Source organism: Streptomyces sp. NPDC045846 (assembly GCF_056431605.1).
The window spans coordinates 22,820-45,241 of the sequence record NZ_JBWKKJ010000018.1 but is presented as its reverse complement, the minus strand read 5'-3'; the positions used below and the strand labels follow the sequence as shown (position 1 = coordinate 45,241).

Annotated in this window: 12 protein-coding genes; 10 read left to right on the top strand and 2 right to left on the bottom strand. The window is 73.3% G+C overall.

Going from position 1 to position 22,422, the window contains the following annotated elements:
• Positions 1 to 11: 11 nt before the first annotated feature.
• Positions 12 to 506: a hypothetical protein gene (locus tag AC07F3_RS35920; protein WP_479118921.1), complete on the bottom strand. Its 495-nt coding sequence runs from the start codon at positions 504 to 506 to the stop codon at positions 12 to 14.
• Between the two features lie 90 nt (positions 507 to 596).
• A complete protein-coding gene (locus AC07F3_RS35915; protein ID WP_479118920.1) occupies positions 597 to 1,841 on the bottom strand; it encodes a nucleotide sugar dehydrogenase in 1,245 nt (414 codons plus the stop codon).
• Positions 1,842 to 2,075: 234 nt separating this feature from the next.
• On the opposite strand from AC07F3_RS35915, the gene AC07F3_RS35910 reads away from it, so the two are divergent.
• The 10 genes from AC07F3_RS35910 (at position 2,076) to AC07F3_RS35865 (ending at position 22,233) form a co-directional block, all read left to right on the top strand.
• Positions 2,076 to 3,782: a glycerol-3-phosphate dehydrogenase/oxidase gene (locus tag AC07F3_RS35910; protein ID WP_479118919.1), complete on the top strand. Its 1,707-nt coding sequence runs from the start codon at positions 2,076 to 2,078 to the stop codon at positions 3,780 to 3,782.
• A 2,087-nt stretch (positions 3,783 to 5,869) separates the two neighbouring features.
• The gene (locus AC07F3_RS35905; RefSeq protein WP_479119001.1) at positions 5,870 to 7,699 is read left to right on the top strand and encodes a serine/threonine-protein kinase; all 1,830 of its coding nucleotides are present in this window, start codon (positions 5,870 to 5,872) and stop codon (positions 7,697 to 7,699) included.
• Positions 7,700 to 7,980: 281 nt separating this feature from the next.
• Positions 7,981 to 10,554: a protein kinase gene (locus tag AC07F3_RS35900; protein ID WP_479118917.1), complete on the top strand. Its 2,574-nt coding sequence runs from the start codon at positions 7,981 to 7,983 to the stop codon at positions 10,552 to 10,554.
• Positions 10,555 to 10,756: 202 nt separating this feature from the next.
• Positions 10,757 to 12,415 carry a serine/threonine-protein kinase gene (locus tag AC07F3_RS35895; protein ID WP_479118916.1) on the top strand — a complete coding sequence of 553 codons (1,659 nt, stop codon included), beginning with the start codon at positions 10,757 to 10,759 and terminating at the stop codon, positions 12,413 to 12,415.
• Between the two features lie 97 nt (positions 12,416 to 12,512).
• Positions 12,513 to 14,117 (top strand): serine/threonine-protein kinase, encoded by a 1,605-nt coding sequence (locus tag AC07F3_RS35890; protein ID WP_479118915.1) that lies wholly within the window; start codon positions 12,513 to 12,515, stop codon positions 14,115 to 14,117.
• A 79-nt stretch (positions 14,118 to 14,196) separates the two neighbouring features.
• Positions 14,197 to 15,831 carry a serine/threonine-protein kinase gene (locus tag AC07F3_RS35885; RefSeq protein WP_479118914.1) on the top strand — a complete coding sequence of 545 codons (1,635 nt, stop codon included), beginning with the start codon at positions 14,197 to 14,199 and terminating at the stop codon, positions 15,829 to 15,831.
• Between the two features lie 136 nt (positions 15,832 to 15,967).
• Complete coding sequence (locus AC07F3_RS35880) at positions 15,968 to 17,596, top strand: succinic semialdehyde dehydrogenase (protein WP_479118913.1); 1,629 nt, start codon at positions 15,968 to 15,970, stop codon at positions 17,594 to 17,596.
• 46 nt (positions 17,597 to 17,642) lie between these two features.
• Complete coding sequence (locus tag AC07F3_RS35875; protein WP_479118911.1) at positions 17,643 to 19,448, top strand: GMC oxidoreductase; 1,806 nt, start codon at positions 17,643 to 17,645, stop codon at positions 19,446 to 19,448.
• A 298-nt stretch (positions 19,449 to 19,746) separates the two neighbouring features.
• A complete protein-coding gene (locus AC07F3_RS35870; RefSeq protein ID WP_479118910.1) occupies positions 19,747 to 20,928 on the top strand; it encodes a hypothetical protein in 1,182 nt (393 codons plus the stop codon).
• Positions 20,929 to 21,000: 72 nt separating this feature from the next.
• Positions 21,001 to 22,233: a hypothetical protein gene (locus tag AC07F3_RS35865; protein WP_479118909.1), complete on the top strand. Its 1,233-nt coding sequence runs from the start codon at positions 21,001 to 21,003 to the stop codon at positions 22,231 to 22,233.
• Positions 22,234 to 22,422: the final 189 nt, after the last annotated feature.

Genomic DNA, 22,422 nt, shown 5'->3' with positions numbered 1-22,422 from the left:
TCATCTGGCCGTTACTCGGTCGCGCGGCTGGCCCCCGCCCAGGCGCCGACGACGGCGAGTACGAGGAAGGCGTACCGCAGGATGCTCTGGTCGGAGGACCACGCGTCGAGCAGCAGGCCGAAGTGGCTGAGGAACGCGTCGGTGACCGACTCGGCCGTGTCCTTGGTCTCGATCATCGCGACCGCGAGCAGCTGCCCGAAGAAGGTGGCGCCCACCGCCAGGGGCGCCGAGATCACGAAGAGCCAGAAGCTGCGCCCGCCGGCCTTGAAGGCCGCGATGGCCACCGCGAAGCCGATGCCGAAGGCCGCGTAGCCGAACTGCCGCTCGATGGAGCCGGTGATCAGGCCGTAGGCCAGGCCGGTGACGACGGCGGCCGCGAAGCCCGCGAGCGCGCCCGCCACCAGGTTGCCGCGCCGCGGCGGCGTCGGGGCGACGGGGGCCGCCGGGTATCCGAACTCCGGCTGCGGGCCGGCGGGCTGAGGTGGCGGCGTGACGGGCTGGCTCATGGATGGTCCCCCCTGGGACGAAAACGCACGACTGTGCGACAAGTGAACGCCGCAGGTTAGCAGCCGCGAGACCGCGCGCCCACAGGCTTTTCACAGCCGGTGCGCGGCCCCCGCCGGGGTCGCGCCACGCGTGTCCAGGAGGAGCTGCGCCTTGACCGCGAGGCCCTGGAGGTCGTACGTGCGGTGGTGCTGGAGCAGCACCGTCAGGTCGGCGTGGGCGGCCGCCTCGTAGAGCGAGTCCGCGCGCGGCACCGGCTGGTCGTGCACGCGCCAGGTGGGGACATGCGGGTCGTGGTACGTGATCTGCGCGCCCAGGTCCATCAGGCGCCCGGCGATCTCGTGGGCGGGGGAGCCCGCCTGGTCGGCCGAGTCGGGCTTGTAGGTCACGCCGAGCAGCAGGACGCGGGCGCCGCGGGCCGACTTGCCGTGCTCGTTCAGGAGCGTGGTGGAGCGCTGGATGACGTAGCTCGGCATGTGCGCGTTGATCTCGCGGGCGAGGCCGACCATGCGCAGGCCCGCGTACGGCAGCGGGGCCGGATCGAGCGGGATGCCGTGGCCGCCGACACCCGGGCCGGGCCGGAAGGCCTGGAAGCCGAACGGCTTGGTCTCCGAGCAGCGGATGACGTCCCAGAAGTCGATGCCCATGTCGTGGCAGAGCACGGCCATTTCGTTGACCAGGGCGATGTTGACGTGCCGGAAGTTGGTTTCGAGGAGCTGGGACATCTCGGCCTCGCGCAGCCCCCGGGCGCGGACCACCTTGTCGGTGAGGCGGCCGTAGAACGCGGCGGCCGACTCCGTGCAGGCCGGGGTGAGCCCGCCGATGACCTTCGGGGTCGCGGCGAACGTGTGGGTGCGGTTGCCGGGGTCGGTGCGGCTGGGGGAGTAGGCGAGGTGGAAGTCGCGCCCCGCTCGCAGGCCCGAGCCCTCTTCGAGCAGGGGGCGCAGGAACTCCTCGGTGGTGCCGGGGTGTCCGGCCGACTCCAGGATGACGGTGGTGTGCGGCCGCAGCCGCCCGGCCAGCGCGCGGGCGGCCGCGGCGACCGCGCCGAGGTCGAGGGAGCGGTCGGGGCCGAGCGCGGTCGGGGCGCAGATGACGGCGGTACGCACCCGGCCGAGCTCGGCCGGATCGGTCGTGGTGTGGAAGCCGCCCGCGAGCATCCGGCGCAGGTCGGCGGGGGTGAGGGAGCCGTCGAGGGGGGTGCGCCCGGCGTTGAGTTCCGCGACGGCCCGCGGATCCGTGTCGTGGCCGACGGTCTGGATGCCGGCGGCGACGGCGGCTTGGGCGAGGGGCAGGCCCAGGTGGCCGAGTCCGATGACGGCGAGGTCTGCGGGCATGTGACCGTCCTTTCCCTTAGCCGGAGGGGACATGGAGCGCAAGCCCTGTGGACAGAATGAGCGTGCGGAATGTCAGACTAAGAGGAAATATGACTGTTTTGCGGCATTGGGAGGCCGAGGCAACCCGAGTGTTGTCCACAGGCGGTGGCCGATGTCGGTGGTCCCGTCCAGAATCGAGGTTGTGAGCCAGACCACCCGGTCTGCGGGATCACCCCGATCAACGGGAGGCAAGCCGTGAGGACAGCGACACTGGGACCCGAGCAGCGCGCACAGGCGCTCGCCGCCATGGCCGAACGCGAGCTGGACGTGCTGGTCGTGGGCGCGGGGGTGGTCGGAGCGGGCACGGCCCTCGACGCGGCGACCCGGGGCCTGACCACCGGCCTGGTCGAGGCGCGGGACTGGGCGTCGGGCACGTCCAGCCGCTCCAGCAAGCTGATCCACGGCGGGCTGCGCTATCTGGAGATGCTCGACTTCGCCCTCGTGCGCGAAGCCCTCAAGGAGCGCGGGCTGCTCCTCGAACGGCTCGCCCCGCACCTGGTGAAACCGGTCCCGTTCCTCTACCCCTTGCAGCACAAGGGCTGGGAGCGGCTCTACGCCGGATCGGGCGTGGCGCTCTACGACGCGATGTCCGTGTCGTCCGGGCACGGCAGAGGGCTGCCGACACACCGTCACCTGAGCCGGCGCCACGCGCTGCGCGTGGCCCCCGCGTTGAAGAAGGACGCGCTGGTCGGGGCCTTGCAGTACTACGACGCGCAGATGGACGACGCCCGCTATGTGACCACGCTGGTGCGCACCGCGGCCTCGTACGGCGCACAGGTCGCCAACCGGGCCCGGGTGGTGGGCTTCCTGCGCGAGGGCGAACGCGTGGTCGGTGCCAGGGTGCAGGACGGAGAAGCGGGCGGGGAGTACGAGATCCGCGCCAAGCAGGTCGTGAACGCGACAGGGGTGTGGACCGACGACACCCAGGCGCTGATCGGGGAGAGGGGGCAGTTCCATGTACGGGCCTCGAAGGGCATCCACCTGGTGGTGCCCAAGGACCGGATCCATTCGAATACCGGGCTGATCCTGCGGACCGAGAAGTCCGTCCTCTTCGTCATCCCCTGGGGGCGGCACTGGATCGTCGGCACCACCGACACCGACTGGGACCTCGACAAGGCGCACCCGGCCGCGTCGAGCGCCGACATCGACTACCTGCTCGAACACGTCAATTCGGTGCTCGCGGTGCCGCTGACCCGGGACGACGTGCAGGGTGTGTACGCCGGTCTGCGCCCGCTGCTCGCCGGGGAGTCCGACGCCACCAGCAAGCTCTCGCGCGAACACACCGTCGCGCACCCGGTGCCGGGTCTCGTGGTCGTGGCGGGCGGCAAGTACACGACGTACCGGGTGATGGCGAAGGACGCCGTCGACGAGGCGGTGCACGCTCTGGACCAGCGCGTCGCGGCCTGCGTCACCGAGGACACCCCGCTGCTCGGCGCCGAGGGGTACAAGGCGCTGTGGAACGCCCGGGCCAGGATCGCGGCGAGGACCGGCCTCCATGTGGTGCGCGTGGAGCACCTGTTGAACCGGTACGGCTCGATGGCCGAGGACCTCCTGGAGCTGATCACCGCCGATCCCTCGCTCGGCGAGCCGCTCGCCGCGGCGGACGACTATCTGCGCGCCGAGATCGTCTACGCCGCCTCGCACGAGGGGGCCCGGCACCTCGACGACGTACTGACCCGGCGGACCCGGATCTCGATCGAGACCTTCGACCGGGGCACGCGCTCGGCCCGGGAGTGCGCGGAGCTGATGGGGCCGGTGCTCGGCTGGGACACCAAGCAGATCGAGAAGGAGGTGGAGCACTACGAGAAGCGGGTGGAGGCGGAGCGCGAGTCGCAGCGTCAGCCGGACGACCTGACGGCGGACGCGGCCCGGCTCGGCGCGCCGGACATCGCACCGGTCTGAGGGCGGGCGCGCGGGTACACGGCGAGTGCGGCGCCGCCACGGGGAGGCGGGGCGGCGCCGGGCGGAACTCGGCGGCGGAATGCGCCAGTTCGGGGAGGGAGTGGTGAAATCGCCGGTGTTGATGGGGAAGGCGACGGTCTGACGGCCGCTCGGCGTCGAGGGGGCCTGGGCAGTGGGCGAGCGGATACGGACGGCTTCTTCGAGCGTGAGCGGAACCGGAACGGTGGTCTCCGCCGTGTAGTTCAAGAGACCGCTGGTGTGGGAGAGCAGGGAGCGCAGGGTGAGGTGGCGGTTGTCATTGCCGTGCCCGCGCGCCGGGCCGGGCGGATACCGGCCCGCGGTGTCGTGTCGTCAAGACCCGGCCTGCCGTCCGCAGCGGGCTGGCGTACGACGGTCGTCCCGAAGGGCGTGCTGACGCTGCCCGCGCGGAAGGGGTCGGCGCCGAGGGTGGTGCGAGCCGTGCCGCACCGGGTGCCGGACGTGTCTTCGGCCGGCCGCGCGGCGGCTGGGGCGTTGCCGTTGGTGAGCCGTCGGGCCAGAGCGGCCGGTGCGGCGGAAGGGGCGGGTCCGGCGGGTGGTGCGGCTGTGCCGACGACGCACGGTGTCCGGGTCGGCGTCCTGGTCGACGTCCTGGCCGGCGCCGTGACGAGTGGTGCCCGGAGTGCCGGCACGGCGGGCTTCCCTTCCTTCGGAGCCAAGTTGGCGGACGCCGGACCCGGGACCATCTCCGGTCCTGGCGTGAGGGACAATGGGGGCTCTGCCAGGGCGGGTTACGGGCCTCGCGCGGACGCCGAGTTCGAGAGCGGCTCCGGTGCGGGTCGGTCACCCGGCAGGACAAGCAGGTCGGAGCGGTGAGCCGGGCCGCCTCCACGAGGGCAGGTCGCGGCAGGCCGCGGGCCGAGGCCGGCGCGGGCGAAGATCAGGAATCGCAGAGGGGACGCATGTCGGAGGCGGAGCAGTCGCGGGAACCCCAGCGGGACGAGCGGCGGGAACCGGGGGCGTCGTCGACGCCCGCGGAGTCCACCACGGGCGAGGCGGGCACGAAGTCCGGGCGGTGCCCGGCGGATGCGGCGGCCCCGGCCGACCGGCCCACCCCCGCGCACGAGCCCGGTGCGGGCTCGGCCTCGCCTGCGGATGACGCGGTGACGAAGCCGGGCGCGGGCGAGTCGTCGGAGGCCGGGCTGGATGCGGCGGCCCCGAAGGGCAAGCAGGGTGCGAAGTCCGGTGCCGCTGCGTCGGGTGAGAAGCGGGATGCCGCCGCCCGCGACGCCAGGCCGGACCCGAGGACGCCGGTCGCCAAGTCCGGTGACACCGTTGCCGACGGCGAGGACGCGAAGGGGAACGCCGCCGCGCCGAAGGCCAAGCCGAGTGCCGCGGAAGCTGCGACCGAGGCCAAGCAGGGCCCCCGGTCTGCCGATGCCGCCCCGTCGGCCAAGTCGGCGCCTGCCCCCCAGGACTCCCAGAGCTCCGATGCCAAGCCGACCCCGAAGGCCGACGACGTCAAGCCGACGGCCAAGTGTGCGGCTGCCTCGCCGAGCGCGAAGGCTGATGACGCCGGGCCGACGCCGCGGGGAGCGGACGCCAAGCCGACGCCAAAGGCCGACGATTCCAAGCAGGCGGCCAAGGGAGCGGATGCGACGCCGACCCCGAAGGCCGACGATTCCAAGCCGACGGCTAAGGGTGCGGCTGCCTCGCCGAGCGCGAAGGCTGATGACGCCGAGCCGACGCCGAGGGGAGCGGACGCCAAGCCGACCGCGAAGGCCGACGATTCCAAGCTGGCGGCCAAGGGAGCGGACGCGACGCCGACCCCGAAGGCCGACGATTCCAAGCCGACCCCGCAGGCCAGTGATGCCAAGCCGACCGCTCAGGCGGCGGACTCCAAGCCCGTCACGGGCGCCAAGCCCACCCCGCAGGCCGGTGACGCCAAGTCGGGTTCTCCGGCTGGTCGCTCCTCCGTCGACCCCAGGGCGGACGCCAAGGCTGCCGCTTCCTCTGCTCAGGCGAAGTCCGGCTCGCGGTCCTCGGCCGCCGACGACAGGTCAGGCGGTGCGGACGCGGACGGCAAGAAGGGTGGCGGGGAAGGGCGGTTGCTCGCGGGGCGGTACCGGCTCGGCGGGGTGCTCGGCCGGGGCGGGATGGGTACGGTCTGGCGGGCCGTCGACGAGACGCTCGGACGCACCGTCGCCGTCAAGGAACTGCGGTTCCCCGCCAGCATCGAGGAGGAGGAGAAGCGCCGCCTCATCACGCGCACCCTCCGCGAGGCCAAGGCGATCGCCCGGATCCGCAACACCGCGGCCGTCACGGTCTACGACGTCGTGGACGAGGACGACCGGCCCTGGATCGTCATGGAGCTCGTCGAAGGCAAGTCGCTCGCCGAAGCGGTGCGTGAGGACGGGACGCTGACGCCCCGCCGGGCCGCCGAGGTGGGGCTCGCGATCCTCGACGTACTGCGTTCCGCGCACCGCGAGGGCATCCTGCACCGCGACGTGAAGCCGTCCAACGTGCTGATCGCCGAGGACGGCCGGGTCGTGCTGACCGACTTCGGCATCGCCCAGGTGGAGGGCGACCCCTCCATCACCTCCACCGGCATGCTGGTCGGGGCGCCCTCGTACATCTCGCCCGAGCGGGCCCGCGGCCACAAGCCCGGTCCGGCCGCCGACCTCTGGTCGCTCGGCGGGCTGCTGTACGCGAGCGTGGAAGGCGTCCCTCCGTACGACAAGGGCTCGGCGATCGCGACGCTGACCGCGGTGATGACCGAGCCGGTCGATCCGCCCAAGAACGCGGGGCCGTTGCTGGAGCAGGTCATCTACGGGCTGCTCGCCAAGGACCCGGCGCAGCGGCTCGACAACGCCGCCGCCCGCAAGCTGCTCACCGAGGTGCTGAACGCGCCCGAGCGCCCGGCGCCCGCGCCCGAGCCGGTGTCGCCCGAGGCGACCCGGGTCGTTCCGCTGCCGCCACTGCCCGGTGAGCCGAAGACCGACGCGGCCGCCGAGCGGGTGCGGGGCGCCCTCAAGTCCGTGCGGAACGCGGCCGCCGAGGCCAAGGCGTCGGCCAAGGAGAAGGCGCAGACCGCCAGGGAGGCCCGGGACGTCCGCTCCAAGGCGGTGCCCGTGCGGTCGTCCGGGTCGTCGTCGGGTCCGGTTCCGCCGCCGCGCGCGCCGCTCACCGACGTCGTGCCGCGCCGCACCCTGGTGATCATCGCCGTGGTGGCCGCGCTCGCGATACTCGGCACGGTCCTCGCCATCACGCTCAGCGGAGGAGACGATTCCGCGGGCAAGCCGAAGAGCGACAAGGCGGCGTCCAGTGGTCCCGCCGCCGGTGGTTCCCCGGTGAGCAGCAAGAAGGGAAGCGGCAGCCAGCAGTCGTCGGACGGGGCCACCCCGTCGGGCAACGGCTCCCCGGCCACGGCCGGGCAGGGCGACGGCAACACCGGTGACGACACCGGTTCCGGTACCGGCAACAACAAGGGCGGGGCCACGGGCAACCCCGCCACCACGCCCTACACGTCGAGCCAGGGCTTCTCCATAGGCCTGCCCGCGGGGTGGACGTACAAGACGACCGACGACGCGGGCGCCCGATTCACCGGGCCCAACGGGCAGCGCTTGCTGATCGGTTGGACCGACACCCCGAAGTCGAACCCGGTGCAGGACTGGACGAACCAGGAGTCGTCCATGACGCGGCCGGGCTACAAGCGGGTGAAGATAGCCGTGGTGGACTACCGGGGCTGGCCCGCGGCCGACTGGGAGTTCACCTTCGACGACGACAGCGGGGCCAAGTACCACTCGGTGGACCGGGGCTTCGTCGTGAGCGCCCGCCAGGGCTACGGAATCATGTTCTCGGCCAAGGACGCGGACTGGTCGAAGCCGGAGACACAGCAGACCCTGGCCACCCTCTTCGCCACCTTCAAGCCCGCCTGACCTCCGCGCGCCGTGCCACGCCCGGCCTCGTGCGGCGGGCCGCGGCAGGGCCCGCGTGACCCCGTGTCCGGGCCGTGCGCGCCCACCGTGTGGTGGCCTTGGGGTGTGGCTGCCGCGGGCGGGGAAACAGGTATCCCGCGGACGCGGTGCGGCGGGGCCCCGTATCGTGAGGGCTCGCGGACCGTACGCAGCCGCAATGGGCCGGTAATCGACCGGAATTGACGGCTTGCGGCGAGACCGGGACCGTGGTCCGGGGGTACAGCGCGCTGTGGGGAGGCGTCGTGGACGACTATGCGGGTCGGGTGCTCGCCGACCGCTATCGGCTGCCGCTGCCCCCCGACGACGCGTACGAGCTCGTCGAGACGCGGGCCTTCGACAAGTACAGCGGTCAGGAAGTCCTGGTGCGCCAGGTGCCGTTGCCCGAGGTCGTCGACGCCGAGGTGCTCGACGGTGACGACGCGTACGGGGCGCCGGACGCGTACATGCGTGAGGGCGGAGGGTACGAGGCCGCGCCCGGCTACGGGCGGACCACCCGGCGGCCCGCGGATCCCGCCGTGCGCCGGGCCGTCGAGGCGGCCCAGGCGGCCGCGCGGATCCCCGACCATCCGCGCCTCGACCAGGTCTTCGACGTGTTCGCGCAGGACGGTTCGCTGTGGATCGTCAGCGAGCTGGTCGCCGCGCGCCCGCTGTCGGCGCTGCTCGCCGAGCGCCCCCTGAACCCGTTCCGCGCGGCGGAGGTCGCCTCCGACGTGCTGACCGCGCTGCGGGTCCTGCACGCGCACGGCTGGACGCACCGCAACATCACCGCCCGTACGGTGTTGATATGCGACGACGGGCGTGTCGTGCTGACCGGCCTCGCGGCGGGCGCCGCCGAGGAGGCGCTGTGCGGATACGCCCCCGTGCCGCTCGCTCCGGACGGTGACGGGTTCGGCGAGGGCCCGCCGCCCACGACGTCGAACGGGGCCGGGGAAGCGTCCCCGCCGCCGGGCCCGGATGAGCCCTACGAGGCCCCGTCGTCGGGCGGTTCGGCGGAGGCCGAACCGAACGGGTCGTCGACCGGGGAGCCGGGAGCGCGGACCGCGCGGGCCGGGGTGGTCGCCGCCTATCGCGCGGGCGCCAGGGCCGCGGCGCGCACCGGGACCGACGCCTCCCTCCCGGCCCAGCGCCCGGGCTCCGAGGGCACGCCCGCAGCGCCGGACGGACGCGAGGAGGGCGGGGCCGACCGGGGCGTGTACGACCCCGTGCGCGGGGTGCGGGTGCCCAGCGCGGGCGCCGCGAGCCCGTACGCCGACGACCAGAGCGCCGACTCCGGCCGCACCCGCCGCCAGTACGACCCGGTCACCGGCCGCTGGGTGCCCCGCCCCGCCCCGCGTCGGGCCGAGGCCGCTCAGGGGCCGGAGAGTCGAGGGCACAACTCCCCGCAGGAGCAAGCCGGTTCGCCTCCGCCGCGGACCCCCGCGCTGCCCCCGGGGTTCCGGGCCGACGCCTTTCGGGCCGACTCCCAGCGCCGGCCGCACTCCACCGCCCCGCTGCCCGTCCCGGTCAGGGAGCGGACGGCCGCCCCCGCACCGGCGCCGGTCGCCGCTCCCTATCGCGGTCCCGCCAACCGGCTGGCCGCCGACCGGGCCCGGCACACCCGGATGGCCGTCGTCGGGGCGGTCACCGAGCGGTGGGCGCCCGAACAGGCCGGGCCCGTGCACGAGAACTGGCGGCTCGCCCCGCCGATCGGCCCGGCCACCGATCTCTGGGCGCTCGGCGCCCTGCTGTTCCGCGCGGTGCAGGGCCACGCCCCGTACCCGGAGGAGAGCGCGGCCGAACTCGTGCAGATGGTGTGCGCGGAGCCGCCCGCGTTCGCCGAGGAGTGCGGACCGCTGCGGCCGGTCGTCGAATCGCTGCTGCGCCAGGACCCCACAGAGCGTCCGGAGTTCGAGGAGCTGCGCGGCTGGCTGCGCTCCCTCGTGCGGTCCGCGCCCGAGCCGGACGCGGGCACCCGCGTCGCCCCGCCGATCGTCCCCGACGCCCGGCGGCTGCCCATCCTGCGCCGCCGCGGCGAACTGGTGCGGCGCCGAAGGCGGTCCGCCGCCGTGGCCGCCACGCCTGCCGCCGAGCACGGGCGCCACCGGCACCGCCAGCCCGTGCCGCGCGGCAGGAGACCGAGATCGCTCGGCCGGCTGCTGCTCGTGCTCGTCCTGGTGCTGCTGGCGGCGGCGATCGCGTACGCCGTCCTGTTCATGCCCCGCTCGGACTCGGCGCGGAACACGGGCAGCGCCACCCCGTCCGGTACGAGCGGGCAGCAGAGCCCGGGTTCGCCGCCCGCCCGCTCCCAAGTGCCCGCGCCCGGTGGCACGCCGCCCTCCCAGCAGACCCAGACCACCGGTCCCGGCGGGGCTAGCCCCGGTCCGGCCGCCGGGTACGTCGTGCGCAAGGACGCCGCGGGGTTCCAGATCGGGGTCGACCAGAGCTGGCAGCGGCAGCCGATGAACGATGCCGGGCAAGTCCGTTATGTCGGAGGCGACTTCCTGCTCATCGTCGTGCCCGGCCGGGACCTGGTGAAGGACAACGGCTCGGATCCGCTGGCCTACCAGGCCGACAAGGAGCGCGAGCTCCAGCCCTTCCGGGACTCCAGCTGGGCCACTTCCACCGGCCTTCGGCGGATCGACGTGGGGCAGCAGTCCATGGCCGAGGGGCAGTTCACCTGGCGGGACAGCAGCGGGCGGCAGGTCTATGTACGCAATCTCGCCATGATCGTCAATGGCCGATATCACGTGGTCCAGGTCATCGGTCCCGAGTCGCAGCGTGACAAGGTGACGGAGATCTACGGGCAGGCCACCGGCGCCTACCGCGTCACCCGCTGACAACCGGTCACGCTGCGCAGTCACCGAAATCGCCCTGCCCGCATGGGATTCGACGGGTATGTGCGCCGACAGGAACGGCCGAAAGACCTGACCATCGCGGGACCAACGGTCCGTATGGTCACGGTTGGGTGCCCCGAGGTTCCCTGGCCGGATTCCGCTCCGTAATCTGGCCCCGTAGGAAAGGTCTGGTCGGGCGGGGGACGTGGAAAACACTCACAGCACGAGCGGCGCGGGGTTGTTGCTCGCCGGGCGCTATCGGCTCGGCGACGCGATAGGCCGCGGCGGCATGGGCAAGGTCTGGCGCGCCCATGACGAGGTCCTGCACCGCACCGTCGCCGTCAAGGAACTCACCGCCGCCCTCTACGTCGCCGAGGCCGACCGGGCGGTGCTGCACGCGCGCACCCAGAAGGAGGCCCGCGCCGCGGCCCGCATCACCCACCCCGGCGTGGTCACCGTCCACGACGTCCTCGACCACGACAACCGGCCCTGGATCGTCATGCAGTACGTCGACGGTCCTTCGCTCGCCGACGCCGTCAAGGACGCCGACGAGCGCCGCATCGAAGCCCGCGAGGCCGCCCGCATCGGGCTGCACGTGCTGGGCGCGCTGCGTGCCGCGCACGCGGCCGGGGTGCTGCACCGGGACGTGAAGCCCGGCAACGTGCTGCTCGCCAGTGACGGGCGGGTGCTGCTCACCGACTTCGGGATCGCCGCCATCGAGGGCGACGTCACCATCACCAAGACCGGCGAACTCGTCGGCTCCATCGACTACCTGGCGCCCGAGCGGGTCCAGGGCGCCCACCCCGGCCCCGCCTCCGACCTGTGGTCCCTGGGCGCGACCCTGTACGCCGCCGTGCAGGGCGAGTCGCCGTTCCGCCGGGACTCGCCGATCTCCACCATGCAGGCCGTCGTGGCTGAGGAGCCTCCGGCGCCCGACCGGGCCGGTGCGCTGGCCCCCGTGATCGTGGCGCTGCTGCGCAAGGACCCGCAGGAGCGGCCCTCGGTCGAGGAGGCCGAGCGGATGTTCCTCGACGCGATGGAGGGGCGGGCGTCCAAGTCCGCCCAGGCCTATGTGCCGACCCGCCGGCTGTCCGAGCAGGAGCTGCGCTCGGCCGCCGCGGCCCAGACCGGCCCCACCGAGGTGCAGCAGGTCCCGCGCCCGGCCCCGGTGGCGCCGCCGCCCCCGCCGCTGCCCGCCGCCCGCCCGGCCCCCGCCAAGCGGCGCTGGCGAACCGTCGCCCTGGTGGTGGCGCTGGCCGCGGTCGTCGGCGTGGGCGCCGGGTTCGCGGCGATGAAGTACCAGGAGGGCCGGGGAGGTTCGTCCGGCGGCGCCCCGCGGAGTCCCGGCGTGTCCACCACCCCGGAGGCAGGCAAGAAGCCCGGCGGCGACCCGTCGGTGCCGGACGGCTGGCAGCGCGTCAACGACCAGGCCGGCTTCAGCCTGCTGGTGCCCCAGGGCTGGAAGCGCCAGATGGACGGCGCCGAGATCGACTACACCCCGGACAACGGCAAGCACCGCATCCGGATCAGCGTGACGAAGACGCCGGACTTCGAGAACCCGTACATGCACATGCTCAACATGGAGAAGTCGCTCAAGGACCGGCTGCCCCAGTACAAGCGGGTCACCCTGCACGGCAACAACTTCCGGGACCAGGTGAAGTCCTCGCTGTGGGAGTTCACCTACGTGGAGAAGCAGGACTTCCCCGGCAAGCGGCACGCCATCGACCAGATGTATTACGGCGACGGCGGCAAGCCCGAGTACGCCATCTACATGTCGGGTCCCGACGAGGACTGGGCGACCATCCGCCAGCAGTTCGACACGGTCCTCCAGGGCTGGCAGCCCGGCTCCTCCAACGGCGGCTGACCGGACTCCTCCCACCTGCGGCGAACGCCGCCGGAGCCCGCCCGGGGTGCGGCATGATGGGCGCTGCACGTGTGCGGGGAGATCGAGGGGGAACCCGATGTCCACAGCGGAGCAGGAACCGAAAGAACCCCGGGACCGGCCCAACGCCCGGCTGGTGGCGGGGCGTTACCGGCTGGGGGGCCGGCTGGGCCGGGGCGGGATGGGCACCGTCTGGCGCGCGCAGGACGAACTGCTCGGCCGTCAGGTCGCCGTGAAGGAACTGCACCCCGAGGGCGGCGCGCCCGCCACCGCCGCGCTGCGCGAGGCCCGCGCGGTCGCTCAGATCAAGCACCCGCACGTCATCGTCGTCCACGACGTCGTCGAGGAGCCCGGACCCGGGGACGCGGGCGGCCGCTCGTACATCGTGATGGAACTCGTCGACGGCGGCTCGCTCGCCGACCGGCTCACCTCCGCCGGACCCGTCGGCGTCCAGGAGGCCGCCCGCATCGGTGTCGCGCTGCTCGGCGCGCTCGCCACCGCGCACGCCCGCGGCGTGCTGCACCGTGACCTCAAGCCCGCCAACGTCCTCATCGAGCAGGACAGCGGACGCGTCGTGCTGACGGACTTCGGCATCGCGCAGGTGCCGGGCGCCTCGACGATCAGCGAGGAGGGCGCGTTCGTCGGATCGCCCGAGTACACGGCTCCGGAGCGGATGCAGGGCGCGGGCGCCGGGCCCGAGTCGGACCTGTGGTCGCTCGGCGCCCTGCTGTGCGCGGCCCTGAGCGGCGAATCCCCCTTCCACCGCGACTCGTTGGGCGGGGTCCTGCACGCGGTCGTGCTCGACGAGATCCGCCCGCCCCGCGCCGCGGGCCCGCTGCTTCCGGTCGTCCACGGCCTTTTGGAGCGCGACCCGGCGCACCGGCTCGGCGCGGTGGAGGCGGAGTCGCTGCTGCGTACGTTCGCAGCGACCGGCAGCACCCCCAGACCCCGTTACGTGCCGACCGAGCGCGTGCGGCCGCAGCCCCCGCCGCCCGCTACCCCCCTCGACTCGCCGAGCCCGGCCGCCCGGCCGTGGCGGGCCCGGAGCGTGCTGGTGGGCGCGGCGCTGGTGATCGTGCTGGCCGGGGCTGGCGCGGCCGTCGCGGTGTTCGCGCTCGGTGGCGCGGGAGTGGACCGCACGTCGGTGGAGCAGTCGGCGCCGAGCAGGGCCGCGCCCCCGCCGGACGCGCCCTGGCGCCCGCCCCCGCCGCCACCCCCGCCCGAGGGCCCGCCGCCGCCCATGCCCGACGGGTTCCGCTTCGTCCGCGACCCGGACGGCTTCGGCCTCGTCCTGCCCGACGGTTACGTCCGCAGCACCGACGACCAGCGCGTGTTCTACACGTCGCCGGACGGCGCCCTCCGGATCGGCGTCCGCACCCAGAACGCCGTGTCGGGCGGCCCCCTCGGCGCCATGCGGCGCGCGGCCGCGGGCGGGCCGGTCAGCAACCCCGGCTACCGCGACGGCAAGGTCACCGCCACCACCCACCACGGCCGCGACGCGGCGCTGTGGGAGTTCACCTGGAACGGCTTCAGCAGGGCCGAGGGTGCCCGGCACACCTTCGACGAGAGCTGGGACGTGCGCGGGCGGATGTACGACGTGTGGGTCTCGGCGCCGCTGGCCCGTCTCGACGAGGCGAAGCGGAACTTCGACACCGCCCTCGACTCCTTCGTCCCGGGCCCCTGAACCCCCGCTTCTGTCACGGGTGTGCATCCGCACACGGCCCCCTGTGGCCCCCCGCGCCGCCGTTCGTCAGGATATGGGCATGAGAGACGATGGGGGACGGGCCAAAGAGCCCACCAGCTACGGTCTGCGGCCGCCGGAGCAGCCCGCTCCGTCAGCGCAGCGGGCGGCGTACGAGCCGAAGCCGTACGAGCCGACACAGCAGCAACCCACCGACGGAACCGGGCGTTTGCTCGGGGGGCGCTACCGGCTCGTGGGACGGCTCGGGCACGGCGGCATGGGCACGGTCTGGCGGGCCCGCGACGAAGTCGTCGACCGGGACGTCGCGGTCAAGGAACCGCGCGTGCCGGACCACTTGGGCGCGCGCGAGCGGGACACCGTCCATCTGCGCATGCAGCGCGAGGCCCGCGCCGCCGCCCGCATCGACCACCCCAACGTCGTCACCGTGCACGACGTCGTCATGGAGGACGGCAGGCCCTGGATCGTGATGGAGCTGGTGCGCGGGCAGTCGCTCGCCGACCGGCTCCAGGAGGGCACCCTCGACGTCCGCGAGGCCGCGCGGATCGGCCTCGCCGTGCTCGGCGCCCTCGCGGCGGCGCACGAGGCGGGCGTCCTGCACCGGGACGTGAAGCCGGACAACGTGCTGCTCGGACGCGGCGACCGGGTCGTGCTCACCGACTTCGGCATAGCCCAGGTCGAGGGCGAGCAGGGCCTGACGGAGACCGGCGCGTTCGTCGGCTCGCCCGAATTCATCGCCCCGGAAAGGGTGTTGGGCCAGCGGCCGGGCCCCGAGTCCGACCTGTGGTCGCTCGGCGTGGTCCTGTACGCGGCCGTCGAGGGCATGTCCCCCTACCGCCGCAGCAACACCCCGGCCACCCTCCAGGCGGTGCTTTCGGCCGAACCGCAGCCGCCCGCCCGGGGCTCGGGCGCGTTCGGCACGCTGGTCATGCAGCTGCTGCGCAAGGACCCCGCGGCCCGGCCGACCGCCGCCGAGGTCCGGGCCACCCTTGAACAGTCCGCCGGCCCGCCGCCGGCCCCGCTCGCGGCGACCCGGCTGTACGCGGGGGAGGGGGCGCCCGCCGGTGGAAGCCGCTGGGTGCCGCCGGTCCTGGTGGGCAATCGCCGGGCCCAGTTCGGGCTCGGCGGCGGGGCGTTGGCCGTGGCGGTCGCGCTCGTGCTGCTCCTGGCGAATCCGTTCGGCGGCGGCGGGCTGCCCGCGGGCTGGCAGGTGCGGCCCGAGAACGAGGTGCTGCACGCCGACGTGGCGGTACCCGACGACTACGCGCGCAGCCAGGGCACCGACGGCAATAGCGTCACCTACGCCGACCCGAGCGCCGTCTTCCGGATCTACGCCGACCGGCTCGACCCGGCGACCGACAGGACCCACGAGACGCTGCCCGCCGACCCCGCCGCGTGGAAGACGTACTACGAGAAGGGCGGCAGGAACGGCATCGAGTTCACGGCCGGGAAGGTGACCACCACCACCGTGCGCCACCAGGGCAGGAAGGCGTACGACATCGTCACCGACTACACGCCGAACTCGGCCGCGTCCGACCCGAATCCGACCCGCTACCGCTACCACGAGCTGCTCGTTCCGGGCCAGGGCACGGGCTACTGGCGGCTGCGGGTGTCGATGCCCGCGGCGGGGCAGGCGGCGAAGGACGGCGAGGCGCTCTTCGCCGAGGTGGCCGACGGTCTGAAGATCCACGACCTGTGAGGTCCAGTGGCCCCCGGTGGACGTAAGCCGCTGATCAGCGGTTATCTGGCCAGTGATCGCTGGCGGGGTTACCGGGGGTCCGAAAACCCGTTACCGACGGGTACCGAAAGTGCCCCGCCAGGCATACGCTCGCCCCATGACGGACTCGCAGGCCTCGCCCACGACCACCCTCAAGCCCGCCGGCACCAACCCGGTCGCCCCGGCCCCCGCAGGCGCGCGCACCGCCGCCGACGTGGTCACGGGCCAGCTGATCGCCCAGCTCACCCGGGGCGTGGCCGGCTCGGGACGGACCGCCAACCACACCCCGTTCACCGGGGAGAAGCTGGCCGACCTGCCCGAGTCCACGCCCGAGGACGTCGCCAAGGCCTTCGCGCGGGCCCGCGCGGCGCAGCGCGCCTGGGCCGCGACGCCGGTCCGCGCCCGCGCCGCCGTGCTGCTCCGCTTCCACGACCTCGTGCTCGCGCGCCAGGCCGAGGTGCTCGACCTGATCCAGCTGGAGACCGGCAAGGCGCGGCTGCACGCGCACGAGGAGGTGCAGGCCGTCGCCGTCGCGGCCCGCCACTACGGGCGCAAGGCCCCGGCCTATCTGAAGGCCAGGCGGCACACCGGAGTCGTGCCCACCCTGACCAAGGTCACCGAACTGCGCCAGCCGCGCGGGGTCGTCGGGCAGATCGCGCCCTGGAACTACCCGCTCGAACTGTCGGTGGGCGACGCGCTGCCCGCGTTCGTCGCGGGCAACGCCGTGGTGATGAAGCCCGACACCGAGACCGCGCTGACCGCCCTGTGGGCGCGCGACCTGCTGATCGAGGCGGGGCTTCCGGCCGAGGTCTTCCAGGTCGTCCTCGGCGAGGGGCCGGTCGTCGGCCCCGAGGTCGTCCAGCACGCCGACTACGTCTCCTTCACCGGCTCGACCCGCACCGGACGCGAGGTCGCGCAGGGCGCGGCGGCCCGACTGGTGGGCGTCTCGCTGGAGTTGGGCGGCAAGAACGCGATGCTCGTGCTGCACGACGCCGACGTGGAGAAGGCGGCCGCGGGAGCGGTCCGCGCCTGCTTCTCCTCGGCCGGGCAGCTCTGCATATCGATCGAGCGGCTGTACGTCCACGAATCGATCGCCGACGCCTTCCTCGACCGCTTCGCCGCACGGACGAAGGCGATGCGGCTCGGCCGCTCCCTCGCGTACGGGGCGGACATGGGCTCCCTGGTCGGCGAGCGCCAGCTGGAGACCGTCACCCGGCACGTCGAGGAGGCCGTGGCCAAGGGCGCCAGGCTCCTCGCGGGCGGCGTCGCCCGGCCCGACATCGGCCCCCTGTTCTACGAGCCCACCATCCTCGACGGCGTCGAGGCGCCGATGGCCGTGTGCACCGAGGAGACCTTCGGCCCGGTCGTCTCCGTCTACCGCTTCACCGACGAGGACGAGGTCGTCGAGCAGGCCAACGGCACCCCCTACGGCCTCAACTCCTCGGTGTGGACGAAGGATTCGCGCCGCGGCCACGAGGTGGCGGCGAAGCTGCGCACCGGCACGGTCAACATCAACGAGGGGTACGCCCCCGCCTACGGCAGCGTCCAGTCGCCGATGGGCGGCATGAAGGACTCCGGGCTCGGCCGCCGGCACGGCTCCGAGGGCATCCTCAAGTACACCGAGGCCCAGACCATCGCCCAGCAGCGCATCCTGCCCCTCGCCCCCTCCTTCGGCATGGACGACGAGAAGTACGCGGCCTTCATGAGCCGCAGCCTGAAGGCGATGAAGGCCCTGCGTCTGCGCTGACCCGAGGAAGACCCGCCCCGCCCGTCCCCCGTGCACGAGGAGAGCCATGTCCCAGGTACCCCCAGCCCAGAACCCGGACGAGGACGGCGGATACGACTACGACGTCCTGGTGGTCGGCTCGGGCTTCGGCGGCTCGGTGACCGCGCTCAGGCTCACCGAGAAGGGCTACCGGGTCGGCGTCCTGGAGGCGGGCCGCCGCTTCACCCGGGCCACGCTCCCCAGGAATTCCTGGGACATCAAGAACTACCTGTGGGCCCCGAAGCTCGGCCTCTACGGCATCCAGCGCATCCACCTGCTCGGCAACGTGATGGTGCTCGGCGGCGCCGGGGTCGGCGGCGGGTCCCTGAACTACGCCAACACCCTCTACGTGCCGCCGAAGCAGTTCTTCGACGACCCGCAGTGGAAGGACATCACCGACTGGCAGGACGAGCTCGCGCCGTACTACGACCAGGCGCGGCGCATGCTCGGGGTGCGGCTCAACCCGACGATGACCCCATCCGACGTGCACCTCAAGGCCGCCGCCCAGCGCATGGGCGTCGGCGACACCTTCCACATGGCCCCCGTGGGCGTCTTCTTCGGCGACGGCCAGGACGCCGACGGCACGGCGAAGGCCAAGCCGGGCACGGCGGTCGACGACCCCTACTTCGGCGGCGCGGGCCCCTCGCGCACCGCGTGCGTCGAGTGCGGCGAGTGCATGACGGGCTGCCGCCACGGCGCGAAGAACACCCTCAACGAGAACTACCTCTACCTCGCCGAGAAGGCGGGCGCGGTCGTCCACCCCATGACGACCGTGGTCTCGGTGACCGACGACTCGCGCGGCGGCTACGCGGTGGCGACCCTGCCCACCGACCGCAAGGACTCCGCGGGCCGCCTCCTCACCGCCCGCCGCGTGGTCGTCGCGGCCGGCACCTACGGCACCCAGACCCTGCTGCACCGCATGCGGTCCAGCGGCCAACTCCCGTACATCTCCAAGCGGTTGGGCGAGCTGACCCGGACCAACTCCGAGGCGCTGGTCGGCGCGCAGACCACCGGCCGCCGCTACCGCAAGCGGCACGGAGCGCCCCGGGTCGACTTCACCCGCGGCGTCGCCATCACCTCCTCGATCCACCCGGACGAGAACACCCACATCGAGCCGGTCCGCTACGGCAAGGGCTCCAACGCGATGGGCAGCATGTCCATCCTCCAGGTGCCGTACGGGGTGAACCGGGTGCGCAACTGGCTCGGCAACGCGGCCAGGCACCCGCTGCTCCTCGCACGTTCGATCAGCAACCACCGCTGGTCCGAGCGGACGATCATCGGCCTGGTCATGCAGTCGCTCGACAATTCGCTCACCACCCACCTCAAGGCGGACGGCGTCGGCAAGGGGCTGCTGACGGCCGAGCAGGGCCACGGCGCGCCCAACCCGAAGCAGATCCGGGCGGCCACGGAAGGGGCGACGGCGATCGCCGCGGAGATCAACGGCTTCGCCGGTTCGAACGTCGGCGAGCTCATGGGGACCCCGCTCACCGCGCACTTCCTCGGCGGCTGCCCGATCGGCGACTCGGCCGAGACCGGTGTGATCGACCCCTACCACCGGCTGTACGGACACCCCGGCATCTCGGTCGTCGACGGCGCGGCCGTCTCGGCGAACCTCGGGGTCAACCCGTCCCTGACGATCACCGCACAGGCCGAGCGCGCGATGTCGCTGTGGCCCAACAAGGGTGAGGAGGACCCGCGTCCCGCGCAGGGCGCGGCCTACGTCCGGCTGGCCCCGGTCGAACCGAAGTCCCCCGCGGTCCCGGCGGAGGCGTTCGGCGCCCTGAAGCTGCCCTTCCTGGGCATGCCCGCCGTGCCGCCGAAGCCGACCGCGTAACCCGGTAACCCGCAACCCCGGCCCGGACACGACAAGAGGCGCTGCACCCCCCTCCGAGTGCAGCGCCTCTCGCGTGTGCGGAGACCTGGTGGAGCCCCGCCGCCGTGAACAGAGAACGGGCGAGGCTGTTGGTTCCGCATGCATGACCCGTGACCCCTGCGCATGGTTGTCCTGTCTTCACGAAATCCTTATGTGATCCACACCACCTCTCCCGCGCGGCAACCATCGCGCATCCCCGCATGTCGAACCGCTGCCGCGGCGTGTGCCGCGCAGTACATGCCAAGAGGGGCCATCAGAAGTGAGCGAGAAGCCGCCGATCTCGAAGGGGTCGTCGGGTGACGACTCGCTGCCGGACGACATCTGGGAGCAGTTCGTCCGCGACACCGAGCAGGACATCAGGAAGTCCGCGCCCAAGGAGCCCTCGGCGCGGGCCCGCATGGTGACCGAGCGGCTCCGCGAGGAGCAGGAGGCCGCCCGCGGCCGCAAGGGCGAGAAGCGCCCCGCCGAGCCGGAGGGCTGGCGCACCGGTCCCGCCTGGCGGGAGATGGACGGAAGGGCCGGGCGCCGGCGCCGCGTCAAGGGCATGCTCGGCGTGCTGCTCGCCCTGGCCGTCCTGCTGATCGCGCTGAACCCGTCCCGCGCCCTGTCCCTGGTGACCGGCGACGGCGGCTCCGGCAGCGGGGCGACGGCTCCGCTCCCGCCGGAGACCGCGGCCCCCACCGCCGCCCCGTCCTTCGCCGACGACCCCGACCGCCCCACCCTGAAGGAGCCCTTCCGGGGTTCGCCCGCCGCGCAGTACGCGGACGGCGCCGCCGGCATCGAGCTGCCCGAGGCCACCGCCCTGGGCGGCCTCTCCAAGGAGCAGGTGGCCGCGGCCCTGGCCCGTACCCGAGACGTCCTGATCGACGCCGACCTGAACCCGGCGACCCTGCGCGGCGGCCGCCCCGAGGCCGCCCTCGCGCTCATCGACCCGCTCCAGGACGACGTCCTCGGCGACCTCACCACGGCCCTGGCCAAGCCCGACAAGGAGCACGATCCGCTGAACTTCTTCAGCCGGTTCGACCCCAAGAAGGTCAAGCTCGTCGGCGACGTGGTCAAGACCCGCGGCCGGATGACGGTCGGCAAGGACGCCAGGAGCGGGATCGTCGTGCACGCCGACTACAGCTTCGTCTACCCGGTGGTGAAGGCGGCGCCGGGCTCGCGGGAGGTGGCCCGCACGATCGTGCGCCGGATCCTCGACGTCCGGGCCCCCGATCCGTCCGTCATGAAGGCCACCCCCGGAAAGCTCTGGATCACCAACTACGACGTGGACATCTCCAACTCGCAGTGCGCGGTCTACGACGGCTATCTGCATCCCGAGTTCGCCGACGAGACCCCGTCGGGCCCCCGTCCGAGCGGCTCCGCGCTCGACCCGTACGACCGCAGCAGGGACCTGAAGCGCGACCGCCCGGAGGGCTGCGGCCTGGTCAGCCGCACGTGAACCACCCCGCTCCCGGCCCCTTCGCCCCGCATTCCGTGATCCTGAACTCCCTTTCAACCATGGAGAGTCGACATGAGAGCCCGTAGCGCGTGGGCCGGTGCCGCGGCGGCGTCGGGGGTGCTGCTCCTGACCGCCTGCGGCCCGTCCGCCCCTGCCGCGAAGCCCGCCGCCCCCAGCCCCTCGGCCACCCACCCCGTCTTCTCCAAGCCCCTGGACGCCCGTCCGTACGCGGCCCTCGGGCAGACCAGGGCGGCCGGGAACGCGGCCTTCACACAGACCGTCACCTTCTCGGCGAAGGGCGCGGACGCGGTCCTGAAGACCGCGGGCAAGCTGGACTTCGCGCACGGCCGGGCGGACGGGACCCTGGGCTGGAGCGTGGCGGACGGCTTCCCCGAGGACGCGGCGAAGGCCCTGGGCAACATCGACTCCCACCGCCGCAGGACCGACCAGTCGGCCCGGCTGATCATCGACCCCCAGAACGTCAACTACCGGGCGGCTGCGGCGGATTACTGGTTGCGGTACACCGGCACGACCGCCTTGACCGGGGACCCGTACGGATACGCCGTCCTCGCCGCCAACGCCCGGCGCGGCACCCAGGCGCCGTTCAACGGCACGCTGCTGGAGATCCTCGCGGCCACCGCCGAGGTCAAGGACGAGGCCCTGCCGGACGGCGGCCACCGCTACCGAACCTCCCTGGTCGGCCAGTCCGTGCGCGACTTCTTGAAGAGCATCGTGCCGCCCGGAGGCCTCACCGCCGCCGTGAACGCGGTGCGCTACCCCCTGACCATGACCGTGGACCGGGACGGCCGGGTCACCTCCGCCGAGACGGATGTGTCCGCGGCCGTCGCCCAGGGTGAACAGAGCGACATCGCCGGGGTGCGGGGCCTGCGCATCAGGATGACGCTCGACGGTTACGGAACCTCACAGCCGGGCGCCGTACCGGCCGGGGACGAGGTCCTCGCGGGAGGCGAGGCCGTCGTCCCGCTCCGGGAGACCAAGGCCGGCGGCTGCGTCGACTTCGGTACGGGCCTGACCGACACGAGTCTCGTGGTCAAGGCCGACTGCGAGCACCCGCACGACGGCCGCATTCTCGCCCGCCCCGAGCTGGAGGGCGGCGACTACCCCGGCAACCCGGCGTTGAAGAAGCGGGCGGACACTCTGTGCCGGGCCGCCTTCCGCGCCGCGCCTTCCGCCTGGCTCGGCGAAAACGCCGACGACAGGGCGTTCTGGTACGTCTGGCCCGGCGAGCAGGAGTGGAAGCGGGACACACGGCACGCCGCGAGCTGCTACATCCTCACCCGCTGACCCCACGCGAAGGGCCCCGCATCCGCCCCGTACGAGAAGACGCACGGGCGGCTTGCGGGGCCCTGGGCCGTGGGCACCGACGTCAGGGCGGCGTCGGTGCCGCGGGGCGGCGCCGGGGGGTGCGCCGCTGGAAGGGTGTGCCGGGGTGGCCGACCCGGCGCGTGCGGGGCGCGCGAGTGGCGTCGGCCG